This is a genomic window from Pseudomonas eucalypticola (genome assembly GCF_013374995.1).
Classification (GTDB): Bacteria; Pseudomonadota; Gammaproteobacteria; order Pseudomonadales; family Pseudomonadaceae; genus Aquipseudomonas; species Aquipseudomonas eucalypticola.
Genome location: NZ_CP056030.1, coordinates 1,863,393 through 1,877,239, shown reverse-complemented (window position 1 = coordinate 1,877,239; position 13,847 = coordinate 1,863,393). Strand labels below are relative to the sequence as shown.

The 13,847-nt window shown below is 61.6% G+C and carries 17 protein-coding genes; 4 read left to right on the top strand and 13 right to left on the bottom strand.

Going from position 1 to position 13,847, the window contains the following annotated elements:
* Positions 1-2: 2 nt before the first annotated feature.
* From sdhA to sdhC, 3 genes are read right to left on the bottom strand one after another with little or no spacing between them, the layout of a single operon-like run.
* Positions 3-1,775: a succinate dehydrogenase flavoprotein subunit gene (sdhA, locus tag HWQ56_RS08685; RefSeq protein WP_158155889.1), complete on the bottom strand. Its 1,773-nt coding sequence runs from the start codon at positions 1,773-1,775 to the stop codon at positions 3-5.
* A gap of 3 nt (positions 1,776-1,778) precedes the next feature.
* Complete coding sequence (gene sdhD, locus HWQ56_RS08680) at positions 1,779-2,147, bottom strand: succinate dehydrogenase, hydrophobic membrane anchor protein (protein ID WP_158155891.1); 369 nt, start codon at positions 2,145-2,147, stop codon at positions 1,779-1,781.
* Positions 2,141-2,515: a succinate dehydrogenase, cytochrome b556 subunit gene (gene sdhC, locus HWQ56_RS08675; RefSeq protein WP_158155893.1), complete on the bottom strand. Its 375-nt coding sequence runs from the start codon at positions 2,513-2,515 to the stop codon at positions 2,141-2,143. Before sdhC ends, sdhD begins: the two co-directional genes overlap by 7 nt.
* Positions 2,516-2,878: 363 nt before the next feature.
* Here sdhC and gltA point away from each other — a divergent pair, with 363 nt between their 5' ends.
* On the top strand, positions 2,879-4,168 hold the full coding sequence (gltA, locus tag HWQ56_RS08670) for a citrate synthase (RefSeq protein ID WP_176570229.1): 1,290 nt from the start codon (positions 2,879-2,881) through the stop codon (positions 4,166-4,168).
* A 62-nt stretch (positions 4,169-4,230) separates the two neighbouring features.
* Here the strand turns inward: gltA and HWQ56_RS08665 are convergent, their stop codons facing one another.
* From HWQ56_RS08665 to HWQ56_RS08625, 9 genes are all read right to left on the bottom strand, one after another.
* Positions 4,231-4,836, bottom strand: a complete 606-nt coding sequence (locus HWQ56_RS08665; RefSeq protein WP_158155898.1) for an START domain-containing protein — start codon at positions 4,834-4,836, stop codon at positions 4,231-4,233.
* A gap of 49 nt (positions 4,837-4,885) precedes the next feature.
* Positions 4,886-5,143: a YkgJ family cysteine cluster protein gene (locus tag HWQ56_RS08660; protein ID WP_158155900.1), complete on the bottom strand. Its 258-nt coding sequence runs from the start codon at positions 5,141-5,143 to the stop codon at positions 4,886-4,888.
* A 124-nt stretch (positions 5,144-5,267) separates the two neighbouring features.
* On the bottom strand, positions 5,268-5,765 hold the full coding sequence (locus HWQ56_RS08655) for a translation initiation factor 2 (RefSeq protein WP_158155922.1): 498 nt from the start codon (positions 5,763-5,765) through the stop codon (positions 5,268-5,270).
* Between the two features lie 90 nt (positions 5,766-5,855).
* Positions 5,856-7,301 carry an aminotransferase-like domain-containing protein gene (locus HWQ56_RS08650; protein ID WP_158155902.1) on the bottom strand — a complete coding sequence of 482 codons (1,446 nt, stop codon included), beginning with the start codon at positions 7,299-7,301 and terminating at the stop codon, positions 5,856-5,858.
* A 153-nt stretch (positions 7,302-7,454) separates the two neighbouring features.
* The gene (locus tag HWQ56_RS08645; protein WP_158155904.1) at positions 7,455-8,270 is read right to left on the bottom strand and encodes an OmpA family protein; all 816 of its coding nucleotides are present in this window, start codon (positions 8,268-8,270) and stop codon (positions 7,455-7,457) included.
* Positions 8,267-8,620, bottom strand: coding sequence for a DUF4398 domain-containing protein (locus HWQ56_RS08640; protein ID WP_158155906.1), 354 nt, complete (start codon positions 8,618-8,620; stop codon positions 8,267-8,269). Before HWQ56_RS08640 ends, HWQ56_RS08645 begins: the two co-directional genes overlap by 4 nt.
* Before the next feature lie 9 nt (positions 8,621-8,629).
* Positions 8,630-9,454: a substrate-binding periplasmic protein gene (locus HWQ56_RS08635; RefSeq protein WP_425331938.1), complete on the bottom strand. Its 825-nt coding sequence runs from the start codon at positions 9,452-9,454 to the stop codon at positions 8,630-8,632.
* A 74-nt stretch (positions 9,455-9,528) separates the two neighbouring features.
* Complete coding sequence (locus HWQ56_RS08630) at positions 9,529-10,458, bottom strand: electron transfer flavoprotein subunit alpha/FixB family protein (RefSeq protein WP_158155908.1); 930 nt, start codon at positions 10,456-10,458, stop codon at positions 9,529-9,531.
* Complete coding sequence (locus tag HWQ56_RS08625; RefSeq protein ID WP_158155910.1) at positions 10,459-11,208, bottom strand: electron transfer flavoprotein subunit beta/FixA family protein; 750 nt, start codon at positions 11,206-11,208, stop codon at positions 10,459-10,461.
* Here HWQ56_RS08625 and HWQ56_RS08620 point away from each other — a divergent pair.
* Entirely contained in the window at positions 11,207-11,374 is a 168-nt protein-coding gene (locus HWQ56_RS08620; RefSeq protein WP_158155912.1) for a hypothetical protein, read from the top strand. The genes HWQ56_RS08625 and HWQ56_RS08620 overlap by 2 nt on opposite strands.
* Positions 11,375-11,387: 13 nt before the next feature.
* Here the strand turns inward: HWQ56_RS08620 and HWQ56_RS08615 are convergent, their stop codons facing one another.
* Positions 11,388-11,537 (bottom strand): hypothetical protein, encoded by a 150-nt coding sequence (locus tag HWQ56_RS08615; RefSeq protein WP_158155914.1) that lies wholly within the window; start codon positions 11,535-11,537, stop codon positions 11,388-11,390.
* A gap of 202 nt (positions 11,538-11,739) precedes the next feature.
* Here HWQ56_RS08615 and HWQ56_RS08610 point away from each other — a divergent pair, with 202 nt between their 5' ends.
* On the top strand, positions 11,740-13,404 hold the full coding sequence (locus tag HWQ56_RS08610) for an electron transfer flavoprotein-ubiquinone oxidoreductase (protein WP_176570228.1): 1,665 nt from the start codon (positions 11,740-11,742) through the stop codon (positions 13,402-13,404).
* Between the two features lie 209 nt (positions 13,405-13,613).
* Positions 13,614-13,838, top strand: a complete 225-nt coding sequence (locus tag HWQ56_RS08605; protein WP_158155918.1) for a hypothetical protein — start codon at positions 13,614-13,616, stop codon at positions 13,836-13,838.
* Positions 13,839-13,847: the final 9 nt, after the last annotated feature.

Here is a 13,847-nt window from a genome sequence, read left to right as displayed (position 1 = left end):
CCTTAGTAAGTCCGGACTTTTGGTTCGAACATGGGAACGGTTTTCGGCGCGAAGTTCACAGCGCGCTTGGCGACGCGTTTCTCACCCGGGAAGTACAGGGTGTGGCACAGCCAGTTTTCGTCGTCGCGGTCTTCGTAGTCTTCACGGGCGTGGGCGCCGCGGGACTCTTTGCGATGCTCGGCGGCGATCGCCGTGGCCTCGGCCACTTCCAGCAGGTTCTGCAGCTCAAGCGCTTCGATGCGAGCCGTGTTGAAGCCCTGGCTCTTGTCGTTGATCTTGACGTTGGCGATACGCTCGCGCAGCGTCGCCAGCTGGGCGATGCCCTTCTGCATGTATTCGCCGGTACGGAACACGCCGAAGTAGTTCTGCATGCACTGCTGCAGTTCTTTGCGCAGGGTAGCGACGTCTTCGCCGGTGGTACGGGTGTTCAAGCCGTTCAGGCGAGCCAGGGCGACCTCGATGTCGGTGTCGCTGGCGCGGCTGTATTCGACGCCTTCGCTCAGGGCCTGCTCCAGGTGCAGACCCGCGGCGCGACCGAATACCACTAGGTCGAGCAGCGAGTTGCCGCCCAGGCGGTTGGCACCGTGAACCGATACGCACGCCACTTCACCGACCGCGAACAGGCCAGGGATGATGGTGTCGTTGCCGTCGGCGTCCTGGGTGATGGCCTGGCCATGGATGTTGGTGGCGATGCCGCCCATCATGTAGTGGCAGGTTGGAACGACCGGCACCGGCGCGACCACCGGGTCGACGTGGGCGAAGGTCTTGGACAGCTCGCAGATACCAGGCAGGCGGCTGTGCAGTACTTCTTCGCCCAGGTGGTCGAGCTTGAGCATCACGTGGTCGCCGTCAGGGCCGCAACCGTTGCCCGCGATGATTTCCTTCACCATCGAACGGGCAACCACGTCACGACCTGCCAGGTCTTTCGCGTTCGGAGCATAACGCTCCATGAAACGCTCGCCGTGCTTGTTGATCAGGTAACCACCTTCACCACGGCAACCTTCGGTCACCAGTACACCGGCGCCGGCGATGCCGGTGGGGTGGAACTGCCACATCTCGATGTCCTGCACCGGCACGCCGGCACGCAGGGCCATGCCCACGCCGTCGCCGGTGTTGATCAGGGCGTTGGTGGTGGAGGAGTAGATACGGCCGGCACCACCGGTAGCCAGTACGGTCGCGTCGGCGCGGATGTAAGAGGTTTCACCGGTTTCAATGCAGATGGCGATCACACCGACGAACTGACCGTCGGCGTTCTTGACCAGATCAACGGCATAGTATTCGTTCAGGAATACGGTACCGGCCTTCAGGTTGGCCTGGTACAGGGTGTGCAGCAGTGCGTGGCCGGTACGGTCGGCCGCGGCGCAGGTACGGGCAGCCTGGCCACCTTTACCGAAGTCCTTGGACTGGCCGCCGAACGGGCGCTGGTAGATGCGGCCCTGCTCGGTACGGGAGAACGGCAGGCCCATGTGTTCCAGCTCGAAGACCGCTTCCGGACCTACGGAGCACATGTATTCGATAGCGTCCTGGTCGCCGATGTAGTCGGAACCCTTGACGGTATCGTACATGTGCCAGCGCCAGTCATCGTTCGGGTCGGCCGAAGCGATGGCGCAGGTGATGCCACCCTGGGCCGATACAGTGTGCGAGCGCGTCGGGAACACCTTGGTGACCACGGCAGTCTTGTGACCGCCCTGCGCCAGTTGCAGCGCGGCACGCATGCCCGCGCCGCCGCCACCGATGATGATGGCGTCGAAAGTCATTGAATTGATGCTAGCCATGAATCAGATACCCCAAAGAATCTGCACACCCCAGACGAAGTAAGCGAACATTGCTACGCCGCATACTGCCTGGAACAGGAAACGCACTGCTGTCGCGGACTTGCCCAGCGCCATCGGCGTCAGGTAGTCGGTCGCGATCGTCCACATGCCGACCCAGGCGTGAGCACTGAGGGCAACCAGCGCCAGCAAGCTGAAGATGCGCATGGCGTTGTGGGCGAACAGCGCATGCCATTGGTCGTAGCCAATGCCTGGATGCGCAACGAGGTATCCGATCAGGAAAATGAAATAAGCCGCGAGAACAACCGCCGACACACGCTGTGCCATCCAGTCGTAGAGGCCCGAACGCGAAAGATTCGTAACGCTGGTTACCATATCCAAACTCCTGCCAGAACAATCAGCACCACGGAAACGCCGATGATGATTTTGGAGCCTCGGCGACCGCCTTCCAGCGTCTCACCGACACCCGCATCCATGATCAGATGGCGCACACCGGCCACCAGGTGGTACAGCAGGGAGGACAACAGCCCCCACGCAACGAATTTGGCCAGTGGACTGGTCAAGGTGTCCTTCACGTCGGCGAAGCCTTCCTCCGAACCCAGGGATTTGCCCAATGCATAAAGCAGGAAGCCGATACCCAGGAACAGGATGATGCCCGATACGCGATGAAGGAACGACGTTACGCCGGTTATGGGGAGTTTGATGGTCCTTAGGTCTAGGTTTACAGGTCGTTGGCTATTCACGGCTTTTTTTCACACTGAAGAGCCCCTAGCAAGCAGGGCAAGTTGTCGGGAAGTGTACTGGTCAGGTACCCACCACCCAGGGAGTGACGACGCCAGCGGAAACGGGCTGAAAAGCCCCTGACGGTCGGCTGCCGAGTATAGACAGTTAGGATACTAATGACAACGCGCCCGCCTACCCCGAAGAGCTGATTGCGCTATGGGAAAAAAAGGCGTAAATGGCAGGGAACAGCGATGAAAAACCAGGCTAAAAGCCTTGTACAGCCTGACTTTAAGCAAATTGACATTCGGATTTATCACACTATAGTGGTGCGGGCCCTGCGTGGGGGGTCTGTCTGATGATTTCAAGCATTAATAGGAGGCCACATGGCTGACAAAAAAGCGCAGTTGATCATCGAGGGCGCAGCCCCCGTCGAGCTGCCCATTTTAACCGGCACCGTTGGTCCCGATGTTATCGATGTCAGGAGCCTGACTTCCACGGGCCGCTTCACCTTTGACCCCGGCTTCATGTCGACCGCCTCGTGCGAGTCGAAGATCACCTACATTGATGGTGACAACGGCATTCTGCTGCATCGCGGCTACCCGATCGAACAGCTGGCCGAGAAATCCGACTACCTGGAAACCTGCTATCTGCTGCTCAACGGCGAACTGCCGACCGCCGAGCAGAAAGCCCAGTTCGTCAGCACCGTGAAGAACCACACCATGGTTCACGAGCAGCTGAAGACGTTCTTCAACGGCTTCCGCCGTGACGCCCACCCCATGGCCGTGATGTGCGGCGTGGTTGGCGCCCTGTCGGCGTTCTACCATGACTCGCTGGACATCAACAACCCGCAGCACCGCGAGATCTCCGCCGTGCGCCTGGTCGCCAAGATGCCGACCCTGGCAGCGATGGTGTACAAGTACTCCATGGGCCAACCCATGATGTACCCGCGCAACGACCTGACGTACGCGGAAAACTTCCTGCACATGATGTTCAACACCCCGTGCGAGATCAAACCGATCAGTCCGATCCTGGCCAAGGCCATGGACCGCATCTTCATCCTGCACGCCGACCACGAGCAGAATGCCTCGACGTCCACCGTGCGCCTGGCGGGCTCGTCGGGTGCCAACCCGTTCGCCTGCATCGCTGCCGGTATCGCCGCGCTGTGGGGCCCTGCCCACGGCGGTGCGAACGAAGCCGTTCTCACCATGCTCGACGAAATTGGCGACGTGTCCAACATCGACACGTTCATCGCCAAGGCCAAGGACAAGAACGATCCGTTCAAGCTGATGGGCTTCGGCCACCGCGTGTATAAAAACCGCGACCCGCGCGCCACCGTGATGAAGCAGACCTGCGACGAAGTCCTGAACGAACTGGGCATCAAGAACGACCCGCAGCTGGAACTGGCCATGCGCCTGGAAGAGATCGCCCTCACCGATCCTTACTTCATCGAGCGCTCGCTGTACCCGAACGTCGATTTCTACTCGGGCATCATCCTGAAAGCGATCGGCATTCCCACCAGCATGTTCACCGTGATCTTCGCCCTGGCTCGCACCGTGGGCTGGATCTCGCACTGGAAGGAAATGCTCTCCAGCCCGTACAAGATTGGCCGTCCGCGCCAGCTGTACACCGGCTACGACTCGCGCGACGTGAGCAGCCTGGAAGACCGCACGTAAGTTTTCAGGCCTGACGAAAAAAGCTGCCCGAGGGCAGCTTTTTTTGTGTTCGCGATTCTCGGTTATTTTTCGGCTTTTTCGCGCAGGTTCTTGAGGGTATTGAACGGCGCGTCCACCACGAACTTGTTGGCGACGAAGGATGGCACGCTGCCACCTGGCTCGGTGTGCACCTGATAGGTCACTTCAGTGCTGTCAGCCCCCTTGGGCACCAGCTTCCAGAAACCGTCCACCTGGGCGACCCGCACGAAGCCCTTCTCTGCAGGCACATAGGTTGGCACTTCCTTGAGGTTGCGCGTCAGGCTGCCATCAGCCGCCTGCACGGTGGTTATCTCCAGCACGGAGTCACGTGGCGTCACTGGCCAAGGCGTGTTGAACTGGGCATAGACCCAGGTTTTGTCACCCTCGGCCTTGAGCAGCTTCTGCATCTTGCATTCATGGATCCAGGCGCATGAGCCCGCTGCATCCTCCTGCAGCGCCCTGACCTTGGCCAGCGGCGCCTTGATGGTGGTCATACCCCGATAGGCTTTGTAATCAGACCCTGGCACCGCGGCCAAGGACACCTTGATGCCGTCTTCGTCCCTGGCAGTCTGCCAGTCTTCGGCATACGCCCCGGTGGCGACCAACGCCATCAACCCACCCACAACAGCCATACGATGCAGCGAACCCATATTTATCTTCCTTATCGTCCTAGAGGCACATCGGATTCATTCACGGGTGTCAGGCCACAGACGTCATCGCTTCCCACCAACCAATCAACTGTATCGCTTGCTCGGTGCTTTCACCGCACACTTCGGGGTCGGCCTGAAAACCGCCACACACCGCCGGCCGCTCTGGCCGGCCAAACAACTGGCAGAGGTTATCGGCGTTGAGCTGCACACAGCGCTGCCCCGCCGGCTTGCCCTGGGGCATACCGGGAATGGGCGAAGAAATGGAAGGGGCAATGCAGCAAGCGCCACAGCCTTCACGGCACATCATGACGACAGCGACCTCACGTGGGGCAAATGAATGGAATGAACCGGGATAGTAGCGGCTTAAACGAACGTTTGAAATCGGGCAGCCAGGAAATTCGACCGGGCGATCCTGCCATCCGCCCGTCCGATTATTGCTTGAACTCGAAATCCAGCGCCGCGCCCTCAACGTCACGGGCGTTATCGCCGCGGCGCTGCAGTTGCAGCTCGTTGCTCAGCAAGCGACCGTTGAGCTGAAAGTCCTCGGTCTTCTTCTCGTCGAAATAGGAAGGCAACAGAGATTTTTCCCGCGCGGGCGCCGCAGCCTGGATTTTTTTCTCCGGTTGCAGCTCATTGACCATGGTCTTGGGCAAAGACAGGTCCAGCTTCGCCTTGGGCAGGTCGGTGGCGATGGCATCCTCCTGCTTGCGGCCCTTGCTTTTGGCGGCCACGGGTTTCTTCGCCGGTTTGGCCTTGGCTACCGGCTTTTTCACCGGCACCGCCTTTTTCGCCGGCTTGCTCGCAGGCGCGGCGGCAGCGTCCGCCTGGGCAACGAGCAGAGGGTTCACGGCCGGGGGAGTCGATTGAGCAAAGACAACGCCGGATCCCAGGCACAGCACGAGCAGTCCAATACAACGCAGAGCATTCATAGACACGGGCAGAAGTGGCAGCACAAGCCTCTATGCTCCCCGTTAGAGCGCTCGCTGGCAAGCCCCCTGCTCACCGCGGAGGGTAAAGACTCAGTAAAACTGGCCGCTGGCCACTTCCTGGCACAGCTGCTCCGCCAGCATGCCCAGGGTCATCAGCACCCGTTCCGCCTCCTTGTTCCACGGAATACCGCAATTGAGGCGGATGCAATGGTTGAACTGCTCGGTATTACTGAAGATCAGCCCCGGGGCGATACTGATGCCTTGCTCGAGCGCACGCACATGCAGGGCCTGGGTGTTGACCCGCCCAGGCAGGCTGACCCATAGAATGAACCCGCCCAAGGGCCGGGTTATCTGGGTGCCATCGGGAAAATACTGCTGCACCGCCAACTGGTAGGCGCTGAGGTTCTTGCGGTATTCGTGGCGAATATAGCGAAGATGGCGGTCATAGCCGCCGTTCTCCAGGTAGCTGGCGATACCCATCTGGGTCACGCTGCACGCCGAATGGGTACTGAAGGTCTGCAGGCGCTGTATTTCCGCCAGGTATTTGCCGGGAATCATCCAGCCGATGCGCACGCCGGGCGACAGGGTCTTGGAAAAACTCGAGCAGTACACCACATGGCCCAGGCGGTCGTACGCCTTGAGGGCCTTGGTCTTGCCCTGGTCGAACATCAGCTCGCCGTAGATATCGTCCTCGACGATCTGGATATCGAAATCCGATGCCAGGCGCAGCAGGTGCTTCATGCGCTCTTCGGGCATGGTACCGCCCAAGGGGTTGCTCAGGCGCGGGGTCAGCACCAGCGCCTTGATCGACCACTGGTTGGCGGCCAATTGCAGGGCTTCCAGGCTGATCCCCGTGGCGGGGTCGCTGGGGATCTCGATCACCTTCAGGCCCAGGAGGTCGGCCAATTGCAGCAAGCCATAGTAGGTGGGCGACTCGGCGGCGATCAGGTCGCCCGGCCGGGTCAGCACCCGCAGCGACATCTGCAGTGCATCCACGCAACCGTGGGTGATGACCACTTCGGAGGGGTCGACCACCACCCCCGCGTCGCGCATGCGAATCGCTACCTGGCGACGCAAAGGCTCAAAGCCCGGGCTGAACATGTAGCTGAACGCCCGCGGGCTGTGGAAGCGGGTCACCTTGGCGATCTGCTGGTGCAGCGCCCGTACCGGCAAGTAATCCACATGGGGCACCGCCGCCCCCAGGGGAAACACGCCCTCGCGTCTCGACTCAACCAGCACCTGCTGGATGATGCTGGCGCGGGTCACCAGCCCGGGGCGCTCGACGCGAGCGATGTCCGGGGTAGGCGCGGTCAGGGCTGGTGTCTGGTGCACATAGTAGCCCGACTGAGGCCGGGCCCGGATCAGCCCCTGGTCTTCAAGGTTGGCATAAGCCTGCAGCACCGTCGCATGGCTGACATTGAGCTGCGAACTCATCTTGCGCACCGACGGTACGCGCTCCCCCGGCTGGTACACGCCACGGCGAATGTCCTCGGCCAATTGCTGGGCGATACGCTGGTAGAGCAGAAGGCTGGTCATGGCGTGCTTCTCGGCTGATCAGGCGATATTGTAAGGGTAATACCGGAACAGTTGAAAAGTGTACGGGGACAGTTGCTCGAATGCGAGCAGCTTGCGGGGTCAGGGTCAGCGCATGACGCCCAGGCCCACAGCGGGCCCAGGCACCTTGACAGGTCAGCGAGCAGCGCCGAGCACGCCCTTTTCGTCGGAAAAGACGATCTCGACCCGACGGTTCATCGCCCTGCCCCGCTCCGAGGCATTGGCTTCCACCGGGTACTGGTCGCCATAGCCCTGGACCTGCAGACGCTTCTCATCGATGCCCAGGTCTACCAGGGTGTCGGCGACGGTCTGGGCGCGGTCCTTGGACAGCTCCAGGTTGAAGTCGCTGTCACCCGTGTTGTCGGTATACCCCTCTATGCGCACGACGCGCTTGGGGTTCAATTGCAGGAACTGCACCAGCTTGAGAATCATCCGGTTCGCGGAAGGCTTCAGGTCGGCCTCGCCGCTGTCGAACAACACGTCGCCCAAGGTGAGCACCAGGCCGCGGTCAGTCTCGGTGGTAGCCATGCTGACGAACTGCTCCTCCAACGCCTTGCCTTGCTGCTGGACGCTATTGAGCTTGGACTCACGCAGGGCCAGTTGCAGGCGCTGGCGCTCCAGGTCCTGGCGGGCCAGCTTTTCCTTGTTCAGCACCAATTGCGTGTGCTCGCGGGCGATTTCGCTGTAGCGCTGGCTGAGGTAGGCGTACTGGGCGACGTCTTCACGTGTCCCCCAGTAACTGGCCAAGCGTTCGGCGCGCGACAACGACTCGCTGGCACGAATGACGTCACGGGGCGCGCTGCGCAGCACATCGGCATCGTCCTTGACCTTCTGCAGGCTAGCGCTGGCCTGCTGCACGGTCACCTGCGGGCTTTCATGGGTGGCGCAACCGAACAGGCCCACGCAACCCAAGGCGATCAGGCCGCCACCCAGGCGCGATGACAGGCTCATTGTACTTCTCCCAGCTGCTTGTGCAGGCGCACGATACGGGTGTTGACCTGGGTCAGCTGCTGTTGGCTCTTTTCGGTCAGCACCTTGGCTTCCGCCAGCCGTGCGTCGAGTTCGGCCTGCTCGGCCAACAGGCGAGCCTGGCGATACGACTGACTGCCATTGGCCGCCAGCGCAGCGGCCAGCTTATCGCTGGCCAGTTTCATTTCCGCCACGTCGTCGGTGGCCCCCACGGCGCGCGCCTGCTCCACTGCCTGTTCAGTCAGGCGCAATTGCTCGCTGGGCGCCGGGTCGCTGGCGCAACCCGCCAGGGCCAGCAGTGCCACGATGGCGGTAAAAGCTTGAATTCTCACACGGGTTCCCTACTGTTCTGGGGCACTGAGCGGTTGCTTCAGCCGCGCCTTCCACCGTTCGACATTGCGCTGCAATACCGCTTCGGGCTGGCCGGCCGCGGGCAATTCTGTCATCTTTTTCGCCAGTTGTCCGCGCAGCCACGGGTCATTGCAGGCGGAGTTGTGCGACAGCGCCAGATACAGGCCTGGGCGGTCGAGCGGGGTCTCATGGGCCACCACGTCATTACCCAGGCCCAGGGCCTGTGACACCGCTTGACCGGCGTAGCGGCCGGCCACCACGTATTCAACCTTGCCCAGCATCAGTTGCTGGAACGCTGCCGTCAGTGAGTCGGCCGGCACCAGCCCCAGGTTCTCGTCAGCAAAACGCTTGAATGAGGCCCCCAGGCGCGCCCTGGCCGACACCGTGCCCGCATGGCCATGGAGGTCGCCGACGGTGTGGTACACCATTGACGAGCCTGCACGGGTCCACACCAGGTAGTCGTTGAGTGCCAGGCGTGGGTGGATGTAGTCCAGGGTCTCGAGCTCGTCGAATGCCATGGGCGCATCCACCAGCAGGTCCATGCGCCCACTGCGCACCTCGTCCAGTGCCTGGGCGCGCTTGCCGCTGTACAACACCTCCACCTGGATGCCCAACTCCTCGCCAATGCGCTTGAGCTGGTCGACGTTGGCGCCGATCAGGTGCTGGGGGTCGTCGGGGTCGCGCCAGGAGAAGGGCTGGGCATCCGGGCTGCCGGTGGCCACCAGGCGCTCGCACTTGCCCGCGGCAGTTGCCAGCGACGGCAGCGCCGCCATTATCACCAGTATCCAGGCGCCCATTGTTGTAGCTCGCGTCATGCCGTGTTCCTTATCCACACGCATAAAAAAACCCGGTCACAGGACCGGGCTCTTTTATAAGTGAAGCCGCTGGATCAGACCAGCTTTTCCAGCTCGGGTACCGCTTCGAACAGGTCAGCGACCAGGCCGTAATCAGCCACCTGGAAGATCGGCGCTTCTTCGTCCTTGTTGATCGCGACGATCACCTTGGAGTCCTTCATGCCGGCCAGGTGCTGGATGGCGCCGGAGATACCGACGGCGATGTACAGCTGTGGCGCGACGATCTTGCCGGTCTGGCCGACCTGCATGTCGTTGGGCACGAAGCCTGCGTCGACCGCAGCGCGCGAGGCGCCGACGGCAGCGCCCAGCTTGTCGGCCAGGGCGTACAGGTGCTTGAAGTTGTCGCCGTTCTGCATGCCGCGGCCGCCGGACACGACGATCTTGGCAGCAGTCAGTTCAGGACGATCGGACGTGGCCAGTTCTTCACCCACGAAGGACGATTTGCCGGCGTCATGGGCAGCGCCCACGGCTTCGACAGCGGCCGAACCACCCTCGGCGGCCACGGCGTCGAAGCCGGTGGCACGCACGGTGATGACCTTGATGGCGGCGCTCGATTGCACGGTGGCAATGGCGTTACCGGCGTAGATCGGACGCTTGAAGGTGTCAGCCGATTCCACCGAGATGATCTCGGAGATCTGGTCCACGTCCAGTTGGGCAGCCACGCGCGGCAGCACGTTCTTGCCGTTGGAGGTGGCCGGCGCCAGCACGTGGCTGTAGTTGGCGGCCAGTTCGACCACCAGCGGCGCGACGTTTTCCGGCAGGAAGTGCGCGTAGGCAGCGTTGTCGGCGACCAGCACCTTGGCGACGCCCGCGATCTTGGCAGCAGCGTCAGCCACGGCGCCCACGCCCTGGCCAGCGACCAGCACATGCACATCACCACCGATTTTCGCGGCAGCTGCGACGGTGTTCAGGGTAGCCGGGGCTACAGCACCCTTCTCGTGTTCAGCGATAACCAGGATAGTCATTCAGATTACCTTCGCTTCGTTTTTCAGTTTCTCGACCAGTTCTGCGACCGACTTGACCTTGATGCCAGCGCTGCGTGCAGCCGGGGCTTCAACCTTGATGGTCTTGTTGGTGGAGGCGACGGAAACACCGAGGGCGTCCGGGGTCACGGTTTCCAACGGCTTCTTCTTGGCCTTCATGATGTTAGGCAGGGACGCATAACGAGGCTCGTTCAGACGCAGGTCGGTGGTGACGATGGCAGGCAGGTTCAGCGCCACGGTCTGCAGGCCGCCGTCGATTTCACGGGTTACGTTGACCTTGTCGCCAGCAACCTCGACCTTGGAGGCGAAGGTACCCTGGCCGAAACCGGTCAGCGCGGCCAGCATCTGGCCGGTCTGGTTGTTGTCGCTGTCGATGGCCTGTTTGCCCAGGATCACCAGCTGTGGCTGTTCCTTGTCGACAACGGCCTTGAGCAGCTTGGCCACGGCCAGGGAGTTCAACTCTTCGGCGGCTTCCACCAGGATGGCGCGGTCGGCGCCCAGTGCCAGCGCAGTGCGCAGTTGTTCCTGGGCAGTGCTCGGGCCGATGGTGACCACGACGATTTCAGTGGCAACGCCCTTTTCCTTCAGACGCACGGCCTCTTCCACGGCGATTTCGCAGAAAGGGTTCATGGACATCTTGACGTTGGCGAGATCGACGCCGGAGTTGTCCGCTTTGACACGGACCTTGACGTTATAGTCGACCACTCGTTTGACAGCTACAAGAACCTTCATGGATTCCTCGTTACTCTCCGGTGAAAAGAATGTCGCCTGGGCAGGCCAGGCGATGCTCAGTGGGCACAAGGGCACCTTTGAAAACGACGGCGAGCCGGCTGCATTTAGCTTTGACCCCATTTTTCAACGACTTACGGCAAAACCGGGCAGTCATCGGCGGTGGTGACGTGTAAACTCCACTACAACTGGGGCCTGGGCATGCGTGCACGGGCGCTGACCTGGCTTTCAGAGATGCTCTTGGTGCCGCGCACACGCTGCGGCACATGCGGAACCGCCCGTATCTTGACCGCTACGCCCTGACCGGTCAACAACCGGAACTTGTCGGTCATGCACCCGCCGCCCCAGCGATTTTACTGGGCTGGGGCAAATTCAAACAAACGTTTGTATTGGACCCTGCCGGTGGTGTAGATATAATGCGCGGCCAAAGAGATTGCCCTGTAGTGCGTCCGTGACCGCGCTACACGGCAGCGGACGCCGACAAGGGCAACGCCCCATCAGAAGAAACCGTGAGCCTTGAGTAGGAGAGAACCTGTGGAACGCGAATACATGGAATTCGACGTGGTCATTGTCGGCGCTGGCCCGGCTGGCCTGTCCGCCGCCTGCCGCCTGAAGCAGAAAGCTGCTGAAGCTGGCCAGGAGATCAGCGTCTGCGTGGTGGAAAAAGGCTCCGAAGTAGGCGCCCACATTCTCTCCGGCGCGGTGTTCGAACCTCGTGCGCTGAATGAACTGTTCCCTGACTGGAAGGCACTCGGCGCGCCGCTGAACACCCCGGTCACCGGCGACGATATCTATGTGCTGCGCAGTGCCGACAGCGCTACCAAGGTGCCTGACCTGTTCGTGCCCAAGACCATGCACAACGAGGGCAACTACATTATCTCGCTGGGCAACCTGTGCCGGTGGCTGGCGCAGCAGGCCGAGAGCCTGGGGGTGGAAATCTACCCAGGCTTCGCGGCCCAGGAAGCGTTGATCGACGAAGAAGGCGCAGTGCGCGGCATCGTCACCGGCGACATGGGCGTGGACCGTGAAGGCCACCCTAAAGACGGCATGTACACCCCGGGCATGGAACTGCGTGCCAAATACACCCTTTTCGCCGAAGGCTGCCGTGGGCACATCGGCAAGCAATTGATCAAGCGCTTCAATCTGGACAGCGACGCCGACGTACAGCACTACGGCATCGGCCTGAAGGAAATCTGGGAAATCGATCCGGCCAAGCACAAGCCAGGCCTGGTGGTGCATACCGCTGGCTGGCCGCTGGACATCATGAGCACCGAGAACACGGGGGGCTCTTTCCTCTACCACTTGGAAAACAACCAGGTCGTGGTGGGTCTGATTGTCGACCTGTCCTACAGTAATACCTATCTGTCGCCGTTCGACGAATTCCAGCGCCTCAAACATCACCCGGTGCTCAAGCAGTATCTGGAAGGCGGCAAGCGCATCAGCTACGGCGCCCGCGCCCTGGCCAAGGGCGGCCTCAACTCGCTGCCCAAAATGGTCTTCAACGGTGGTGCGCTGATCGGTTGCGACTTGGGCACCATGAACGTGGCCAAGATCAAGGGTAGCCACACCGCCATGAAGTCCGGCATGCTGGCGGCCGAAGCGGTGGCCGACAAACTGTTCGCCGGCGCCCAGGGCGGTGACCTGGTCACTGGCTATGTCGACGCGTTCAAGGCCAGCTGGCTGCATGAAGAGCTGTTCGCCAGCCGCAACTTCGGCCCGGCCATGCACAAGTTCGGCCCCATACTGGGCGCCGGCTTCAACTGGCTGGACCAGAACCTCTTCGGCGGCAAGCTGCCCTTCACCCTGCACGACACCAAGCCGGACTACGCCTGCCTGAAGCTGGCCAAGGACTCGAAGAAGATCGACTACCCCAAACCGGACGGCAAGCTGAGCTTCGACAAGTTGAGCTCGGTGTTCCTTTCCAGCACCAACCATGAAGAAGAGCAGCCGTGCCACCTGAAGCTCACTGACCCGAGCATCCCGATCGGCACCAACCTGCCGCTCTACGATGAACCGGCGCAACGCTACTGCCCGGCGGGCGTGTACGAGGTGATCACCAAGGAGGACGGCGAGAAGCGCTTCCAGATCAACGCCCAGAACTGCGTGCACTGCAAGACCTGCGACATCAAGGACCCTTCGCAGAACATCACCTGGGTGGCGCCGGAAGGTTCGGGTGGGCCGACTTACCCGAACATGTAGGCTGCACAAGCGCGGGGGCTGGCCGGCCTGCTCCCGCACGTGGCTTTACGCCACCATCCGTATCAAGTCACTCACACTGCTGTAAAGCTTCCGATACCCGAAAACACTGGAGAAGTCGGCCAACGTGCCGATAAAAAAAGCATCAGGCCAGTGAACACTGTTCGCCACGCCCTTTCACTCTCCATCGTCAGTTTCGCGGGACCTTCGCCATGCACATCGAGCGCCTCGGCACCATTCAACACGACCTCGAACACACCGCCGCTCATCTGGAAGCCTTGTCGAGGATGCTGGAAGGCCACGCCCTGTTCCTGCGGCGCTCCACCTACGCTGACAACACCGCCGACATCGCCTTCCTGGAAAACCACATCACCGGCCTGGCCGCTTCGGTCACCGACTTGCGTGGCGTGGCGCAGAACATCGCCAAGGTCGCCTGAACCCGCGCC